15 protein-coding genes are annotated in these 16788 nt (G+C 53.7%); 6 read left to right on the top strand and 9 right to left on the bottom strand.

Features of this window, described 5'->3' with window-relative positions; genetic code table 11:
- Nucleotides 1–121: 121 nt before the first annotated feature.
- Nucleotides 122–634, bottom strand: a complete 513-nt coding sequence (locus tag LOS15_RS10950) for a GNAT family N-acetyltransferase (RefSeq protein WP_263065923.1) — start codon at nucleotides 632–634, stop codon at nucleotides 122–124.
- An 85-nt stretch (nucleotides 635–719) separates the two neighbouring features.
- On the opposite strand from LOS15_RS10950, the gene LOS15_RS10945 reads away from it, so the two are divergent.
- Nucleotides 720–1352 carry a LysE family translocator gene (locus LOS15_RS10945; RefSeq protein ID WP_263065921.1) on the top strand — a complete coding sequence of 211 codons (633 nt, stop codon included), beginning with the start codon at nucleotides 720–722 and terminating at the stop codon, nucleotides 1350–1352.
- 30 nt (nucleotides 1353–1382) lie between these two features.
- Here the strand turns inward: LOS15_RS10945 and LOS15_RS10940 are convergent, their stop codons facing one another.
- From LOS15_RS10940 to LOS15_RS10920, 5 genes are all read right to left on the bottom strand, one after another.
- Complete coding sequence (locus LOS15_RS10940; RefSeq protein WP_263065920.1) at nucleotides 1383–2375, bottom strand: LLM class flavin-dependent oxidoreductase; 993 nt, start codon at nucleotides 2373–2375, stop codon at nucleotides 1383–1385.
- 109 nt (nucleotides 2376–2484) lie between these two features.
- On the bottom strand, nucleotides 2485–3171 hold the full coding sequence (locus LOS15_RS10935; RefSeq protein ID WP_263065918.1) for an SDR family oxidoreductase: 687 nt from the start codon (nucleotides 3169–3171) through the stop codon (nucleotides 2485–2487).
- Nucleotides 3172–3386: 215 nt separating this feature from the next.
- The gene (locus LOS15_RS10930; RefSeq protein ID WP_263065917.1) at nucleotides 3387–4406 is read right to left on the bottom strand and encodes a patatin-like phospholipase family protein; all 1020 of its coding nucleotides are present in this window, start codon (nucleotides 4404–4406) and stop codon (nucleotides 3387–3389) included.
- A gap of 92 nt (nucleotides 4407–4498) precedes the next feature.
- Complete coding sequence (locus LOS15_RS10925) at nucleotides 4499–5587, bottom strand: CZB domain-containing protein (protein WP_263065915.1); 1089 nt, start codon at nucleotides 5585–5587, stop codon at nucleotides 4499–4501.
- 174 nt (nucleotides 5588–5761) lie between these two features.
- The gene (locus tag LOS15_RS10920; protein ID WP_263065913.1) at nucleotides 5762–6487 is read right to left on the bottom strand and encodes a murein L,D-transpeptidase catalytic domain family protein; all 726 of its coding nucleotides are present in this window, start codon (nucleotides 6485–6487) and stop codon (nucleotides 5762–5764) included.
- 119 nt (nucleotides 6488–6606) lie between these two features.
- On the opposite strand from LOS15_RS10920, the gene LOS15_RS10915 reads away from it, so the two are divergent.
- The gene (locus tag LOS15_RS10915) at nucleotides 6607–8250 is read left to right on the top strand and encodes a murein L,D-transpeptidase (RefSeq protein ID WP_263065911.1); all 1644 of its coding nucleotides are present in this window, start codon (nucleotides 6607–6609) and stop codon (nucleotides 8248–8250) included.
- Between the two features lie 139 nt (nucleotides 8251–8389).
- Here LOS15_RS10915 and LOS15_RS10910 read toward each other — a convergent pair whose 3' ends face one another.
- Complete coding sequence (locus LOS15_RS10910) at nucleotides 8390–10057, bottom strand: peptidoglycan DD-metalloendopeptidase family protein (protein ID WP_263065909.1); 1668 nt, start codon at nucleotides 10055–10057, stop codon at nucleotides 8390–8392.
- A 334-nt stretch (nucleotides 10058–10391) separates the two neighbouring features.
- On the opposite strand from LOS15_RS10910, the gene LOS15_RS10905 reads away from it, so the two are divergent.
- From LOS15_RS10905 to LOS15_RS10895, 3 genes are all read left to right on the top strand, one after another.
- Nucleotides 10392–11420, top strand: a complete 1029-nt coding sequence (locus LOS15_RS10905; protein ID WP_054645368.1) for an IS630 family transposase — start codon at nucleotides 10392–10394, stop codon at nucleotides 11418–11420.
- Nucleotides 11421–11605: 185 nt separating this feature from the next.
- Entirely contained in the window at nucleotides 11606–12526 is a 921-nt protein-coding gene (locus tag LOS15_RS10900; protein ID WP_263069698.1) for a LysR family transcriptional regulator, read from the top strand.
- 81 nt (nucleotides 12527–12607) lie between these two features.
- Nucleotides 12608–13606, top strand: a complete 999-nt coding sequence (locus LOS15_RS10895; protein ID WP_263065903.1) for a glutathione S-transferase family protein — start codon at nucleotides 12608–12610, stop codon at nucleotides 13604–13606.
- Nucleotides 13607–13728: 122 nt separating this feature from the next.
- Here the strand turns inward: LOS15_RS10895 and LOS15_RS10890 are convergent, their stop codons facing one another.
- Together LOS15_RS10890 and LOS15_RS10885 are read right to left on the bottom strand one after the other, a co-directional pair.
- Nucleotides 13729–14211, bottom strand: a complete 483-nt coding sequence (locus LOS15_RS10890; RefSeq protein WP_263065902.1) for a PRC-barrel domain-containing protein — start codon at nucleotides 14209–14211, stop codon at nucleotides 13729–13731.
- Nucleotides 14212–14304: 93 nt separating this feature from the next.
- The gene (locus LOS15_RS10885; protein ID WP_263065901.1) at nucleotides 14305–14502 is read right to left on the bottom strand and encodes a CsbD family protein; all 198 of its coding nucleotides are present in this window, start codon (nucleotides 14500–14502) and stop codon (nucleotides 14305–14307) included.
- 543 nt (nucleotides 14503–15045) lie between these two features.
- On the opposite strand from LOS15_RS10885, the gene LOS15_RS10880 reads away from it, so the two are divergent.
- Nucleotides 15046–16758: a DEAD/DEAH box helicase gene (locus tag LOS15_RS10880; protein WP_263065900.1), complete on the top strand. Its 1713-nt coding sequence runs from the start codon at nucleotides 15046–15048 to the stop codon at nucleotides 16756–16758.
- Nucleotides 16759–16788 lie beyond the last annotated feature (30 nt).

Here is a 16788-nt window from a genome sequence, read left to right as displayed (position 1 = left end):
GGGCACTAAAAGGAGTAGTCGGTATATGTGTTTTACCCTATCGTAGTTTTGGTATTTGTACGAATGAGGAAGGAGGGGCGATGGCAGTGCAAGCGTGCACATTGAGTGGCGTGAAAGGTAGTTAAACGTAAGCTGAGGCTGACAGCGTTTTATACATCACATGCGTATCGACTAACCCCAGCGTGGCGTGGCGGTAAGCGTTGGGTACGGTGCCCACGATATGAAACCCTAACCGTTGCCACAGTTTGACGGCCACCTGATTGCTTGCCACCACCGCATTAAACTGCATGGCTTTGAAGCCGGCCTCTATTGCCAATGCTTGGGAGTGTTCGCACATGGCACTGGCAACGCCTTGGCCGCGCGCTTGTGGCGTTACCATATAACCGCAGTTACACACATGGTTGCCGGGGCCTGCGGCATTGGCTTTTAAATAATAAGCGCCCAGCAGTTGGCCTTGCCCATCTTTAACCGCGATGCTGTGAAGCGGTGTTTGGCACCATAATGTAACGGCATCGTTATACGTGATGTTAGGGTCTATCGCGTAGGTTTCCTGTGCCGCTACAATGGCCTGAAACGTTGGCCAAAACGTAATGAAATCTTCAGACGTCATTGGTGTAAATGTGTGTGCTGGCATGGGCAGTGTTTCCGTAAAACGGTTATCTAGATAACGAAAGCATGGCGTACGTTAGCATACTCTGATGTGTTCATAGGGTCAGATCATGACGATAGAAAGTGCGCTCACCTATTTTTTAGCGATTTTTATTTTTGCGGTCACGCCAGGCCCCGGCATTTTTGCGCTGTTGGCTAAGGGAATGGCTGCGGGCACTCGTCCGTGTGTTCCGCTGGCGCTGGGTATGACGGCAAGCGACATTATTTATCTGCTACTGGCGTTTTATGGCTTAGCAGCGTTGGCCGAAAACTGGGGTGAGGCGTTCACCCTGTTGCGTTATGTGGGGGCTGCCTACCTGTTTTATCTTGGCTGGCAGATGTGGACAGCCGAGGTGACGAACAATGCGTTAACGTCGGCCCACTATGACAACAGCGTGTCTACCCGCGATTTCCTCAAGAGCTTTACGCAAGGCTTCTTAATTTCGGCGTCTAACCCAAAAGTAATTTTATTTTATATTGCGTTCTTACCCACCTTTATTGATCTCACCGTGCTTAACCGAAGTGATATGTTCCTCGTAGTGGGCTTAACGTTAGTGGGGCTAATGATGGGGCTGATGCTGGTGGCCTCGTTTGCCTCTTCTGCACGGCGGTTCTTCCAGTCAGAGCGCGCGCAGAAAGGCACCAACCGGACCGCAGGCTCGCTCATGGTCGCAGCCGGTGCCTTTCTTATCGCCAAAGGGTAGGGCGGCTGAAGGCCTGTTAAGAGTGGTCGCTTAGCGGGCTACATCCGCAACGATTTCATAGCTGCGTATGCGGTCTTTATGGTCGTAAAAGTCGCTATTAATCATGAGTTCATCCGCGCCCGTGCGTGCTTGGAATTCTTCAAGCTCTGCTTTAACCGTCGCTGGCCCACCAATAATGGCTGCGCCTAAAAACTGGCTGACCTGAGCCTGCTCAACCGGTGACCAGTCTAGCTGCTCAACCGGTGGCAGCGACTGCGTAGGCTTGCCGCGGATAAGGTTAAGAAACTTCTGCTGCGCGGTGGTGGCTAGGTAATGCGCCATCGCATCGCTCTCAGCCGCCATCACAGGAAGGCCCACCATGGCGTGAGGCTTGCTTAGGTGCTCAGAAGGGCGGAAGTTGTCACGATAGAGCCTGAGCGCTTCAAATAAGTAGCCCGGCGCAAACTGGGCCGCAAAGGCAAAGGGTAGCCCTAGTTTAGCGGCCAACTGTGCGCTGTAGCCGCTAGAGCCGAGTAGCCAAATGGGGACGTGAGTGCCTTGGCCTGGAACGGCTTTCACGCGTTGATGAGGGTCGGCATCGCCTAAATAGCTGCGTAGCTCATTGAGCAGCTGTGGGAAGTCATCGACTCCCGCGTGAGCATTCCTGCGCATGGCCTGCATGGTCGCGCCATCAGAGCCAGGCGCACGGCCTAAACCTAAATCAACACGGCCAGGATAGAGCGTTTCCAGTGTGCCGAACTGTTCTGCGATCACCAGCGGCGGGTGGTTAGGCAGCATGATACCGCCGCTACCCACCCGAATGGTTGAGGTGTGCCCAGCAACGTGTCCAATCAGTACAGCGGTTGCTGCGCTGGCAATGCCCGCAATATTGTGATGCTCGGCGAGCCAGTAACGGGTGTAACCGAGCTGTTCAGCTCGCTGTGCCAGGGCAACGCTATTATCAAACGTTTCAGCCGCGTTGCCGCCTTGGCGAATGGGTGCTAAATCCAGCACTGACAGTGCAGTGGTAGCGAGTTGGCTCATGGGTCACCTGCAGAACGTAACATTTGTCGGGCTAATCTCGTTAGCACGCTTGGTAACTCATCGTTATGCGGGCGAGAGCGGGTAAATGCAAGCCGTCGATTGGGTGACGTTACTCTTTGGGGGGAGTGGGACGCACCAGAATTTCGTTCACATCCACGTGGGGCGGCTGTGAGAGTGCATAGATCACAGCATTAGCGATATCGCGATCTTCCAGCGCGTATTCGGGCGGTTCATCAAAGAAGGGGGTATCGACCATGCCAGGTTCAATCAGCGTTACACGCATGCCGGTACCGCGTAACTCTTCGCGTAGATTGTAACCAATACCGGTGACAGCCCATTTAGTGGCGCTATACATAGAGCCGGGGATGGTCGTCCGACCAGCAGCAGACCCGGTGAGCAGCACGTGCCCTTGGCTACGTTTTAACGCGGGCAGGCAGGCTTGCAGCGTCAGGCCAACACCATAGATGTTGGTAAGAATCATCTCTCGCCAAGCATGGTGATCAGCGCTGCTAAAACCACCGGGTGAGCCGCCGCGCCCTGCGTTAGCAAAGACCGCATCGATACGGCCGAACGTTTCAAGCGCATGATCCACCATCGCCTGCTGCTGGCTTAGGTCCGTGACATCCACATCGCAGGTGAGTACGTTCTCGGGGCCTAGTTCCTGGGCAAGGGAGGCCAGTTTGTCGGCTGAGCGGGCGGCAAGCACTAGCTTGTAGCCTTTGCGAGCGGCGGCACGTGCAGTGGCGGCACCAATGCCGCTTGAGGCGCCGGTAATCAAAAGTACCTGATGGTGCATAAGAGAGGTGCTCCTTGTCCATTTCAGTCGGGGATACTTAGGCAACCGAATTATAAGAATGGTCAATGAGCACTCATCTTGCAAATAGGACGTGCTGCTCTTTTGGGTAGTGCACAGACAGCCGGAAATGGATCGCCCACGTTGACCATGCTATTCGTTGGTTCAGCAAGGTCCCAGGTTAGAGCCACGCCCGCCTATTTGGAATGAAGCCCTGTCTATTCATGCAGATACACGGCGTCGATATCCAACGATGAGTAATTACCCAGTGCCTCAAAATGCTCTGCGAGCCAGCGGTCGGCGGCATCGCGTCCTTGTTCAAACAGGTGGCAGAGGAAAGGCCACTCTGCATTCATCTTGCTGGAGACGGAAAGGTTTTCTAATGCTTGCTCGCCGCTGATGCGGTGAAACAGGGCCTGCTGATAGTTATTTTCGATACCTTGCTCTTCAAAGACGTGTTTCAACAGCGCAATCATGCGGATCTCTTTTATCAGCGACGCATTAAACGTGATCTCATTGAGACGATTCATAATGGCTGAAGCGGAGGTAGGCACATCGTCGCGGCTGACAGGATTAATCTGTACCAGCATAATATCCCGCGCCGTGCACTCCTCCATTAATGGAAACAGCGCTGGGTTGCCCATGTAACCGCCATCCCAGTACGCATCGCCCTCTATTTCTACGGCTTGAAAAACAAAAGGTAAGCAAGCGGAAGCCATTACCGCATCAATGCTCATCTCTTCACGCCGGAACACCCGCTGTTTACCCGTACGTACATTGGTGGCAGCAACAAAAAGTTTAAGCTGTTCGCAGCCTCGCACACGCTCAAAATTGACGTGTTCAGCCACAATATCGCGCAGTGGATTGATATTAAGTGGGTTGAATTGGTAAGGCGACACAAGGCGACTCATGAGATCCATCGCAATGTAGCCAGGCGAGTGATCCAGGCTCCAGTTGCCCGTCAGCACATCCAGTGGAGAGCGTCGAATGGGGCTTGTCATACCTGCACGACTAACGGCATGCCAAAAATCGCTGAGCGCTTTGCGCGCTGTCTCTTTGTCGCCACGGGTGAGAGCATCCGCCATGACAACGCCGTTCATAGCGCCTGCGCTGGTGCCGCTAATGCCTTCAATTTCAATACGGTCGTCTGCTAAAAGACGGTCAATGACACCCCAAGTATAAGCACCGTGAGAGCCACCCCCTTGTAATGCGAGGTCTAGCTTTTTGATTTGCACCATATAGCCTCTTGCTGAGAACAGTGGGGAAGAGTAATACCCCTTCAGCATGGCACAGATGCCAATACGATGTGCACTCAGCAGATAAGTAGGCGTTAGGGTGCATCCGCCAGGGGGGAGCGATGACCCGTCGCAAGCGGCACTTCATAGACGGCATACTCAATCAGCTGATCAAGCTGCTGCACGAGTTGGAGGCTCGCCTCTTCCATTAACGCAAGCGACGCCAATTGCCCGGTATGGTCTCCCTGCCGAGCAAAGCGCAGTGCTTCCAAGCCACTTTCATGGAAGCGGCGATGGGGGCCGGCCAGGGCGCGGTAAGCAGCTGTCTGTTGGAAGCGTTTTCCATCGCCCAGGTAGTACCACTGGCCAAGGGTGCAGTGTTGGTGATCCTCTAATGTTTCATCGAGCTGGGCGGAAAGCAGCTGTTTATAAAGTCGGCTTTTCCAAGCAGCGTGCTCTAGTTTTGCGGCGTGCAGGCAGGCCGTTGTAGTGCTGTGGTGAATCACCTTGTACATATGCCGCGCTTGGTCGGTTAACTGCTCTATGACTTTTTCGGCTTCTTGCGCTGCTTGAGTTAACGTTTGGGTGACCTGGCATTGGTGGGCCACCGCTTGGGCATCCTGCTTGATTTGTTCGGCGATCTGCTCAGCACACTGGTCGAGTTGGCGAGATAATCGCTGGGTGTACTCGGCTAAGCGCTCCATATCTTGAACGACCGCGGCCATGCCGGAAGATGGCGCGTCTGTGTGGGCAATCTCAAGGGCTGCGCTCATCGCCAGGGCTCTTGTATGGGCTGCGCTGCGTGCGAGCGTCACGCTGAGTTGACGAATATCGTGCAGCGCCGGCTTGGGAGTAATGGCGTTAGAGGTAGGCGTGTCGTGGTGATCGCACTGCTCTTTTAGCACTTGTGCGGTGTGTTCGGCGTGATGTAAGCGTGTAAACATATCGACTAGCGTGGCCCGCTCTGCCGCTAGTTGGCCCGCGTGCGTCTCCATGCCCTGGCTGATGGAGGCCAGCATATCGGCCCCTTTAGCTTGAAGCATGCTCAACGACTCGGTCGGTGTCATCAGGCTGAGCGCGCGGCAGCTGTGGGATACCCTTTCAGCATCCAGCTGCTCTTGAAGGTCAGAGACTTCCTGCTCTAACTGACGGATTGTGTGATAGGGGCGCAAAAAAGCAAACATGACCGTACCTGCAAATGTAAAAATACGTTTGTGCTGTTTTGTCACAAAGTATTGCAGAGCGTTGTCATGCTTGCTTGGTTTAACGGTCGTTAATGAGCAAATTCAGTCGCCGTTTGGTTGTATAGTGGTAGACGTTGCACGGGTAGCTCAGCTGTTTGCAGCATCTTACTTTTATTAACGTTGCGCCAATTGCGGGAACTGATCAGAAGTGCAGCGAAGGTAGGCAGAGGTAGCGAGCCACTCTTTGTCAGGATAATAAGCGAAGACATACTGGCTCTCTTTTAGGCTGTCGATAAGCGGGTAGGTAATCTCCTCGCGCACGGCGGGGCAACCGTGGCTGCGGCCTAGTCGGCCTGTTTGCTTAATAAAATCCTCGCTAACGTAATCCGCGCCATGGATCACAATCGCCCGTTCAAAGGCGAGATGATTGACGTTTTCTTCCAGACCTTCAAGACGCAGTGAGTAGCCATTACGGCCATAGTAGCTGTTCATGGTGCGAAAGAGGCCAATGCTGGATTGGTGGCTTTCTGGCGTGTTAGAAAAAACGTCTGCTACCGCATCTCCTGAGCCTTGCCCATGAGACACTAACTCTTCAAACAGCAGCGTATGGCGGTGCAAATCAAAGACCCACATGCGTGCTTCGGTGGAGGGCAGCGAGTAGTCAATCACCGCTAAGCGCTCGGCAGAAGGATCTGCGCAGCTAAGCGCTTGCGCCGCAAGGCGCAGGGCTTCTGGGGTGGCGGAGGGGGCTAGCTGCAGTAACTGATGATGTAGGGTAGAAACCCCTTGTGGGGGCGCCGACGCCACCTGAGCAAAGAAGCTGGCGGCGTAGAGTGGCAGGCTAAATAATAAAACAGGTAAGGAAAACAGCGTAGTAGCAAGACGTGAATGACGTAACATAGGGTGTAATCCTGGAATAGATAACGGGATGAATGCACGTAAGCAGCTATTATAAAGTTAAGCGTACCGATCGGAATCTATAGGTACAGCGACTCAGCATAGTAACGCAAGGAGGGGCGATGAACGAGAAGCAGCGACTAAGACGATGGGCGATGGGCGCAGCGCTATGCTTGACGCTGACCCAGGCGCCTTACGCGCTCACCACGGCTTATGCTGCGTCGGGTAATGCCCCTCTACAGCAGGCATTGGCACAGCAGCTAGCTGAAACCAATCACCGCTTACCTGTAGACGCGTTTTATCAGCAAAAGGGTGGCGAGCCTGCGTGGCAAACAAACGCAGCCGTTGAAGCATTGGTGGATGCGCTTAATGGCCTAGAAAGCGATGGTTTAACCCCCAGCGACTACGCGGCGCATACCCTGCTCGAAGATTTTCGTTTTAGTCAGCAAGCAGGAGCAGCCGCTCAAGCGCGGTTTGATCTCAAGGCAACCCAGGCACTGCTGCTCGTGTTGGAGCATCTTGGGCGTGGCAAGGTCGACCCGCGTGATATGGCCACCAACTGGTCACTGCCACGTCCGGAAAACCGTTACTCTATGCTGCGTGTTGTTCACGCGGTTGAGGACGGTGACCTAGAGCGGGCCTTCGTTTTAGCCCGCCCTGAAACGCCTGCGTATGCCCAGCTACGTGAGGCGCTCAGTCATTATCGCTATCTCGAAACCCAAGGCAGTGCCCCCTATTTGCCTGGGAGTGAGGCATCGCTGCGCCTTGGTGACACGGGCAGGGATATCAATGTGCTACGCCAGCGGCTAGCGTTATGGGGAGATACCAGCTTATTAGCGGCCGACGGCAGTGCGTATCCCATGATTGGGGTTCAGTCTTCCGTTCGTGATCCTCTGTACTTTGATACTGAACTTGAAAGTGCAGTTAAGCGCTTTCAGCGTCGTCACCAGTTACAAGACGATGGTGTTGTGGGCGAGCGAACGCGCTTAGCGCTGAACACGCCGGTCGCCTCACGGATTGATCAGTTACGGGTTAACTTAGAGCGAGCCCGTTGGATTGGCCCGAACCTCACGACCGAGCCACAGGTGTGGGTAGACATTGCTGGCTATCGGCTGCACTACCTCCGGCCTAACGGTGAGCATTGGAATGCGCGAGTCGTCGTGGGAACCCCGCGGCGTGAAACGCCCATCATTCACTCTTCTATTAGCCATTTAACGGTTAACCCTAGTTGGACGATTCCCCCCACCATTATGCGTGAAGATGTTTTGCCACGATTGCGGCAGGATCCTAGCTATTTAGCGCAGCAGAATATTCAGGTATTAAGCCCCACGGGTGAGCGCTTAGACGCTGCCACTATTGATTGGCAGCGTCCAGGAAACGTCATGTTGCGCCAAGTAGCGGGACGGTCTAATCCTCTTGGTCGCGTTGTGGTGCGCTTTCCCAATAACGATATGATTTACCTGCATGACACGCCGGCAAGGGGCCTGTTTCAACGTGAGCAGCGGGCGCTCAGCTCTGGCTGTGTACGAGTGGAGGGCGTGGTCGAGTTTGCGCAAATGTTGCTGCAGGACAGCGGCAGTCGTCACCAGCTCTCTTCCCTGATGAACAGCAGCGCCAGTGACCGTAATGTTAACCTGCCGCAGCGTATTCCGGTCGCGTTGCACTACCTGACGGCTTGGCCAAATGCCCAGGGGGACGTGGAATTTCGTGATGATATCTACCGTCGCGACACGCCGTTACTCAATGCGCTGTCGAAAACCATATAGTTCGTCCAGACACCTAGAGCCACGTTTCAGCGGCTAACGCGCCGTAAACCGGCTATATCGCCAGCTATAAACCCATCACGCCGCCCCTCGGGGCGGCGTGATGGGTTAGTACACGGAGGCTAGTGCTGGAGACGGGACGTTACTGGCTACTCTCTTCACGCTGGTAGCTGGCGACGTTAACTGGGCCTGTCTCGCCACTTTCAAGCGCGGCCAGCACTGGCTCAGCGTGGCGTTGAAACGCAATCAGTGTATCGCCGCTTAGGCTAGTGTTTTCAGGCAGGTCGACAGTCATGGCGTTAACCGGCGTGTTGTTGACGATGACTTCGTAGTGTAAATGGGGGCCGGTGCTGCGCCCAGTATTGCCAGACAGCGCAATACGTTTACCCATTTCCACACGCTCACCTTGGCTAACCAGTGGACGCGACAAGTGCAAATAACGCGTTCGATAACCGTTGTCATGGCGAACTATGATGTAGCGGCCTGCGGCGTGGTGGTTACCGACTCGTTCAACCCGACCATTGGCGGGCGCGACAATCGGGGTGCCAATTGGCATTGCGAAGTCGGTTCCATTATGAGGGCTAACGCGCCCTGTCACCGGGTGCAAACGGCGTGGGTTAAAGTTGGAGCTAAGGCGATAGTTGCCTTCAAAGGGATAGCGGGCGAAAGCAGGATCTAAGCTGCTGCCTTCTGGGGTATAAAAATTGTTGTCGGTAGCGCTACGCACCACGGTTAAATCCATACGCTCACCGTCATACTTTACGGCCAGTACGCGGGAGTCGAGGGTTTCCCCATCAATCATGTCTGACTCAACCAGCACCTGGAAGCGGTCACCACGGCGGCTGTCACGTCGAAAATCGAGCTTCTTTTCAAGCAGGCGAGTAAGTTCGGTAACGGAGCTGCTCGTCAAGCCGGTTGCCTGCGCGGAACGGGCAAAGCTGCCGCTGACACTACCGGCATAGAGGCGCTGCACCGGCTCACCCTGGCGCTCTATAGCGGTAATAGCATATTGATCTTCGTCACGCTCCAATAAAACACCGTCGCGGGCATTTTTCATCATGCGCAGCGAAAGCAAACGCTGGTTTTCATCTAGCTGATAATCGAAGCTATTGCCTGCGCGCCAGTGAGTTAGCATGCGCGGGTCGGGCAAATCCTCAAGTAACGCAAGCACCTCGCTATAGCCAAGGCCTAGCTTATTTTGCGCAAGTACCGCGAAGGTTTCACCAGACTCGACAATGTGCGTTTTCCACTCAGGCACAAAAGGCTCTTCTGCCGCCAATTCAAGCTCAAGAAACGAGACATCGTCGAACAGGTCAATGCCGTAATCTTCGTAGGAAGTAGCATCAGCGATGTCGACAGAGGGTGTATTGTCGATATTGAGCATGCCACTTGATAGCGTGCCTAACACAACGGCCATGTGTAGTGCGCCGTCGTCTAGTGTTGCCTCAGGACGTTCGCTGGTCATCGATGCATCAGCGCTGGCAATGACATTCAGCTCCATGTCATCAAGGTCGATAATTTCCGTGGCAGTCAGGTCGCTCAGCGGGATGTGATCTCGGGTCGCGTCGAGCGCGCGGGAGGCGCGATCAATCGCTTCTGCAACGGGGGTACGTTCTTGGCGAAGCGATGGGACGCCCGGCGCAGAACCACTGGGAAGCGGTACTAACACGCTTTCTAGCGGGGTATGAGGCTGGTTTAAGTCATGGTAAGTCGTTACTAGCTTTTGTGTGCCCAGCACAGTGACCATCGTGGCCACGGGTAACAGTAATAATTTATGCGTGCGGGGCAGCGAATGAAGGATTCGCAACATGGGTAAATGGACCACCAGATTCGTGTAAAAAAAGTAACATAAATGTGAGTAAGCCCATGAACCATACCCCAACGACGATGGAGTGAATAGACTGTATATTCATCCACAAAATATACTTCCGTCAAAATGCAGAGGTATTAAGCAAATATTACGATTTTTGAACACTGTTTGCTAACAAAAGTAACCAATTAGCAGGCACATTAATCACTCTTTTTCTAATGAGACTGCTGGTTAAACCGGTGTTAGCGGATAGACATACTAATGGGTTCGAAAGTAAGCGAACATCATTTATAATGTAGGCTCCGTTCGCCAAGCTTATCGGATATTTACACACATGCGCCACGATGACGGTCGTAAACTTGATCACAAAACATTAGAAGCCATTCGCGTTCGCGCCGTTCAACGGGTCATGGATGGCGAGAGTCCAGAAGTCGTCATCAAAGCGCTGGGGATGAGCCGAGCACGAATCTATGAATGGCTGGCTGCCTACCGCGAGGGTGGCTTTGACGCGCTCAAGGCCAAGCAGATTTCCGGTCGTCCCAAGAAACTGAGCGGTGCTCAGATCCGGGAGCTGTATATCTGGATAACGACCTTTACGCCGGACCAGTTGAAGTTTGATTTTGCCCTGTGGACTCGGGGCCGAGTGCGTGAGCTCATCCGGCAAAAGTTCAACGTCCGGTTAAGCGATGTCTCGGTCGGTCGTCTGCTTCGAAACCTGGGGCTGACGCCTCAGAAACCCCTGCATCGGGCCTACCAGCAAAAGCCAGAGGCCGTGAAACAATGGAAAGAAGAGACCTACCCGGAAATTCGCAAGGAAGCAAAAAAAGTCGGCGCCACCATCTATTTCGGCGATGAAGCCAGCATTCGGTCTGATTATCACAGTGGCACCACCTGGGCACCCAGGGGTGAAACTCCGATCATCCGTAATACGGGCAGTCGCTTCAGCATCAATCTGATCTCGGCCATCTCGCCTCGCGGCGAGCTTCGCTTTAAGACCATTCAGGGCAACATGAACACCGATGCGTTTCTTGGTTTCCTCAAGGCTCTGGTGCAAGACGTTGACAAGCCGGTTTTCCTGATCCTCGATAACCACCCGGTTCATCATGCTCGTCGGGTTCGAGACTATGTTGAGAGTCTCGACGGCAAGCTCAGGTTGTTCTTCCTGCCGCCGTACTCGCCGGAGCTGAATCCTGACGAGTCTGTTTGGGGCTATATCAAATACCATCACGTCGGTAAAAAGATCATTAACAGCAAAGAACAACTTCGGAGCACTGTTTACCGGCAGCTTCGACGTTTGCAAAAATTGCCACGACTATTGAAATCGTTTTTTGGCCATCCGGATTTGGCTTATATCTCCGGGTAATGTTCGCTTACTTTATTTCGAATTAGTACGTGGAGTGCCATCCATTTTTGTTATCTCTTTGGTTACTTGGCCGATGAGCAATAATTTTTTTCAAACAGGTACTTTTTTTTATTTACTGGCATTCTAGTGTGGTTTTTTCGAAGATGAAGCGGATTATTTCGCTGTTTAGCGTCGAGGAAATCGAAATGTCTCGGGTAACACTTGCACAATGGCAGATGCTAGCCGCCGTGGTTGACCACGGAGGGTTCGCGCGTGCGGCAGAAGCCGTTCATAAAAGTCCCTCTACGCTTAACCATGCGGTTCATAAATTAGAAGAGCAGTTGGGTGTCCAGGTGTTAGAACCTGTGGGCAGGCAGGTACGCCTCACTGAGGCGGGTGAATTGCTGTTGCGCCGCGCGCGCCAGTTGATTGAAAGCGCTGACACGCTTGAGGATGTAGCATCGCGATTAGCGGCTGGCCTGGAGGCCGAGGTTGTCGTCGCGATTGACCAGATTTTTCCAGCGGCCGCCCAAGCCAAAGCGCTTGAACGTTTTTCAGAAACCTATCCTCAGGTTCGGGTTCAGCTCCATGAGAGTGTTCTCAATGGCGGCATCGAAATGCTCTACGATGGCCGCGCTGACTTGGTTGTGTCGGGCATCGACGCCCAGGGGTTTTTAGGAGAGCCTTTGGCATTCATGCGTTTTGTGGCCGTGGCGCATCCAAGGCATCCCCTTCATCAGTTGGGGCGCTCGCTGGATTTACGCGATTTGTCTCAATATCGACAGTTGGTGGTGCGTGACTCCGCGCTGCGTCAGTCAGCTAACGCTGGGTGGTTAAAAGCAGAGCAGCGCTGGACGGTGAGTCACATTAATACCTCGCTGGATATGCTCAAGCGAGGATTGGGTTTTGCCTGGATGCCTGAAACGCGCATTGTGGATGATCTAAAAAGTGGGAAGCTAAAACCGCTACCGCTGGCAGCAGGTAGCATTCGTGAAGTGCCGGTACAGCTCATTTTTCGTGACCGGGATCGAGCCGGTCCGGCCGCTCATGCAATGGCGCAAGCGCTGAGGCAGGCGGTTGCCGAGGAGTGCTCTGATGATTCGATTCCCTCGAATGAAACGCCGTAAAACATCCGCTTGAGCATCCTGGGGGCGAGCGTATGCTGAACGTAAATTGAAATTACGATACGTTCATTTAGGAGAGCCCCAATGGGACTACTTGTTAACGGCGAATGGGTTGATCAGTGGTATGACACTAAAAAGCACGGCGGTGAGTTTGTGCGTGAATCTGCCCAGCTGCGCGATTGGGTAGGAACCAGCCCAGAAGGGTCTGGAGAGAGTTATCCTGCGGAAGCAGGCCGTTACCACCTCTATGTGTCGTTGGCTTGTCCATGGGCACACCGCACGCTGATCATGCGTAAGCTGAAAGGCCTTGAAGATGTGATCGGTGTTTCTCATGTCAGCCCATTAATGCTCGATAAAGGCTGGACGTACCATCAAGATGACGGCGCGAGCGGCGACCCAATTAATCATGCAGACTATCACTATCAGCTTTATACGCTAACGGACCCTAGCTATACCGGACGTGTCACAGTGCCCGTGTTATGGGATAAAAAGCGCAGTGCGATCGTCAATAACGAATCGGCCGATTTGTTGCGCATGCTTAACCGTGGGTTTGATGCGCTAACCGGCAACGATTTAGATTTTTACCCGGAAGATCTCCGTCCCGTGATTGATGAGGTCAATGACGATGTCTACGAGCACATTAACAACGGTGTTTATAAATCAGGCTTTGCCACGGAGCAGGGTGTTTACGAAAAGCATGTCCATGCGCTGTTTGAGGCTCTGGAACGCGCTGAAAAACGGCTGAGCGAGCATCGCTATCTTGCTGGTGAGTGGTTGACCGAAGCGGATATTCGGCTTTTCACCACGCTCATCCGCTTTGATGCTGTTTATTACGGCCACTTCAAATGCAACTTCAAGCGCATTGAAGACTATCCCAATTTGGCTAACTACGTGCGCGAGCTTTATCAGTGGCCGGGGGTAGCTGAAACCGTCAATATGGATCATATCAAACGCCACTATTACTACAGCCACGACACCATTAACCCAACGCGCATTGTGCCTGCTGGCCCGCTATTGGATTTTGAGCGTCCCCATGATCGGGAGCGTTTACCGGGGCAGGGGATTCGTCGTCGGGAACGGTAGCGTTTAGCAGCGTGGCTAAAATAAACAGGGCCATCATAAACAGGGCCATCCAGCAGCTGGATGGCCCTTTCGTGCATTTGACAGTTCGTTTAACGCTAGATTAAGCGAGATACGTTGACGGTTTACTCGTTGTCATTAACGGCTTCGCGAGTAGACTGCCAGGCACTCTGAGCGCCTTCTTTGGTCGTTTGCCACGCATCGCGTGCATTGCTTTTAGTTTGTTCCCACCAGTCGCGATCATAGGTAGGAAACGCTTCTATTTCTTCCTGAGAAGCGTCTAGCATAATGCGATGCTCAGTGTCGCCATCGCTTTCGGTATGCGTTTCGAGCGTGAACTGGTCGGTATTAATCACAATTTCACGACCGCCTAATCCGAGTACTGCGCCACTTTCAATGACCAGTGCCGAGATGCGCATTTCTTCATCAAAAAGGATATCTTCGACTTCGCCGATCTCTTCACCAGAACCGCCAACGAAGAATACCTCGGCATCCAGGATGTCATCGGCAGAGTACATCCCTTGAGGTTCGGTTGATGCCTGAACACCAAAGGCAAGGCTGCCTAAAAGGGCGGTACTAATAGCGGTAGTGAGTATTGATTTACGCATAGCTTCTCTCCGTGTAGCTATAGATATAGACAGGTAATCTAGATAGGTAATGTAGCGCTTAAGGCAAACAAAATATGATACGGGTCACGCCCGCTAAAGGCCGTTTGCCCAATCGTCAGCACGCCGCTCGGCTTCATCCCGTTCTAAGCCGTATTTTTGCTGAAGCTTGCCGATAAGTTGATCCTTTTTGCCGCCAATCTGAGTGAGCTCGTCATCGGTTAGCTCACCCCAGCTAGCACGCGCTTTTCCTTTCACTTCTTTCCAATTGCCTTCGATTTGATCCCAGTTCATAGCATCACTCCTTGAAGTTAGTGAACATCATCAGGCATCCCTCAGGTTAGACGAACAGCGTATATCTGCAAGTCCCGTTTTCAATCACTGTTTTTCATTTTCAATCACTGGTTCCCATCACCGCGCATGTAAAAAAGCTAGTCATGGGCTATTAGCAGTGTTAGCATGCGCCCTCCTCGCATGTGTTGACCCCTCCATCATGACGATAAGCGTTTACTTACGTAGCTTTAATTTATGCGTAATAACGCTTGCGGGAACATCTCGCTGATAGCAGATGTTCATTGCTGTGAAGATGGCGCGCCTCCAGTATTTCACCAAACGGGTGAAATCGGCGCAGAAGGTCGCCACAACGGTTAGCCCGCTGAAGCGGTGTTTGCTAGCCGGATGCTAGGTGCGACCGGCGTCTCCGACTCCACTGATGACGATATCCGCTTACGCGGAGCCTTGTTCTTTTGCTGCGCACTGTCACGCGTTGCATAAAACAGAGTCAGGGACGCTTACGATGTTTTTTGCCGGTTCAGCCGGCCTACCAAGGTGTGATTAATGACCTCGACTTCTGTCGCTTCGCCGAGCTTCGGCGATCTTGCTCTATTGCCTGCCGTTCTCTCTGCTGTTGAAGCACAAGGCTACGAAATTCCTTCGCCCATCCAGGCGCAGACCATTCCTGCGTTGCTGGAAGGCCGCGATATGCTGGGCCAAGCACAAACCGGTACCGGTAAAACCGCTGCGTTTGCACTACCACTGTTATCGCGTTTAGAACTCACTCGTCGTGAGCCACAAGTATTGGTTATGGCGCCGACCCGTGAGCTCGCACAGCAGGTGGCAGCTTCGTTTAGTAAATATGGCCAAAACCTTAAGGGTCTTGAAGTAGCGATCCTGTGCGGTGGTCAAGAGTACCGTGAACAGTTAGGCGCGCTGAAACGCGGCGCCCAAGTGATTGTGGGTACACCGGGCCGCATCATCGATCACCTTGATCGTGGCAGTCTGAAGCTAGACGGCTTGTCAGCACTAGTGCTGGACGAAGCCGATGAAATGTTACGCATGGGCTTTATCGACGACGTAAAACGCGTGGTTGCCGATACCCCGAAAGAGGCTCAGCGTGTGTTCTTCTCGGCTACCTTGCCGACTGAAATTGAGCGCATCGTTAACCGCTACTTGGTTAACCCGGTAAAAGTCGCGATTGAGTCACGCACAACGACTGGCGAAAACATCGAGCAGCGCATTGTGCGCGTTGATGGCGGCGCTAAGCTTGAAGCCGTCGCGCGTATTCTTGAAGTCGAGCCAGTTGATGCTGCTATCGTCTTCGTGCGTACTCGTGCGGCGTGTACGACGCTAGTTGAGCAGTTAACGGCGCGTGGCGTTAACGCCGCTGGTTTGTCGGGTGACCTCGACCAGAGCCTGCGTGAGCGCACCATTACACGCTTGAAGCGTGGCAAAGTCGATGTACTGATCGCGACCGACGTTGCAGCTCGTGGCCTGGACGTTCCGCGTATTACCCACGTTATCAATTACGATCTGCCGCAAGACGCAGAAGCGTATACCCACCGTATTGGCCGTACTGGCCGTGCGGGTCGCAGCGGCATCGCGATTACCTTTGCTGGCTTCCGTGAAGGCCGCAAAGTGGGCTGGATGGAGCAGGCAACCGGCCAGAAAATGACCGAAATGCCGCTGCCTGACGAAGCTGCTATTCGTGCCCATCGCGATGAAGTGTTCCATCACCGCGTTGTTGCGGCGCTGACCAAAGGTGCTGAAGAGCAGCGTGCGCTGGTTGAGCGTTTGGTTGAAGAAGGCCACGATGCGGTTGAGCTGGCCTGCGCCTTTGCTGCGATGGCGCGTGCTGATGAAGCACCTATCGGTCGTCTGCAGGCACCGCGTAAAGAGAAGCCGATGCGTGATGGCGGAATGGGCAAACCAGGTGGTGCTCGTCGTGAGCGCACGGGTGCGCCAAGCGAAGGCATGACCCGCTACCGCGTTTCCGTTGGCCATAAAGATGGCGTTAAGCCTGGCCAATTGGTGGGCGCGTTGGCCAACGAAGGCGGTATTGAAGGTGCGCGTATCGGTCGTATTGATATCCGCAACGCCTTCTCCGTTGTTGAGCTACCCAGTGGCCTGCCCTCCACTATTCTAGCGAAAATGGCTCGCGCCCGTGTGGCCGGTCGCCCGCTGGAAATTAGTGAAGATAGCGCTCCTGAGCGTGCGCCGCGCCGTCGTCGTGACGATGGCGACGCGCCGGTTCGCCGCCGCGAACGTGCGTAACTCCTCGCTGGGCGCGTAACATCGCCTAAC

The organism is Halomonas sp. 7T (assembly GCF_025643255.1).
GTDB lineage: Bacteria > Pseudomonadota > Gammaproteobacteria > Pseudomonadales > Halomonadaceae > Vreelandella.
This window is presented reverse-complemented; position numbering and strand designations above follow the sequence as displayed.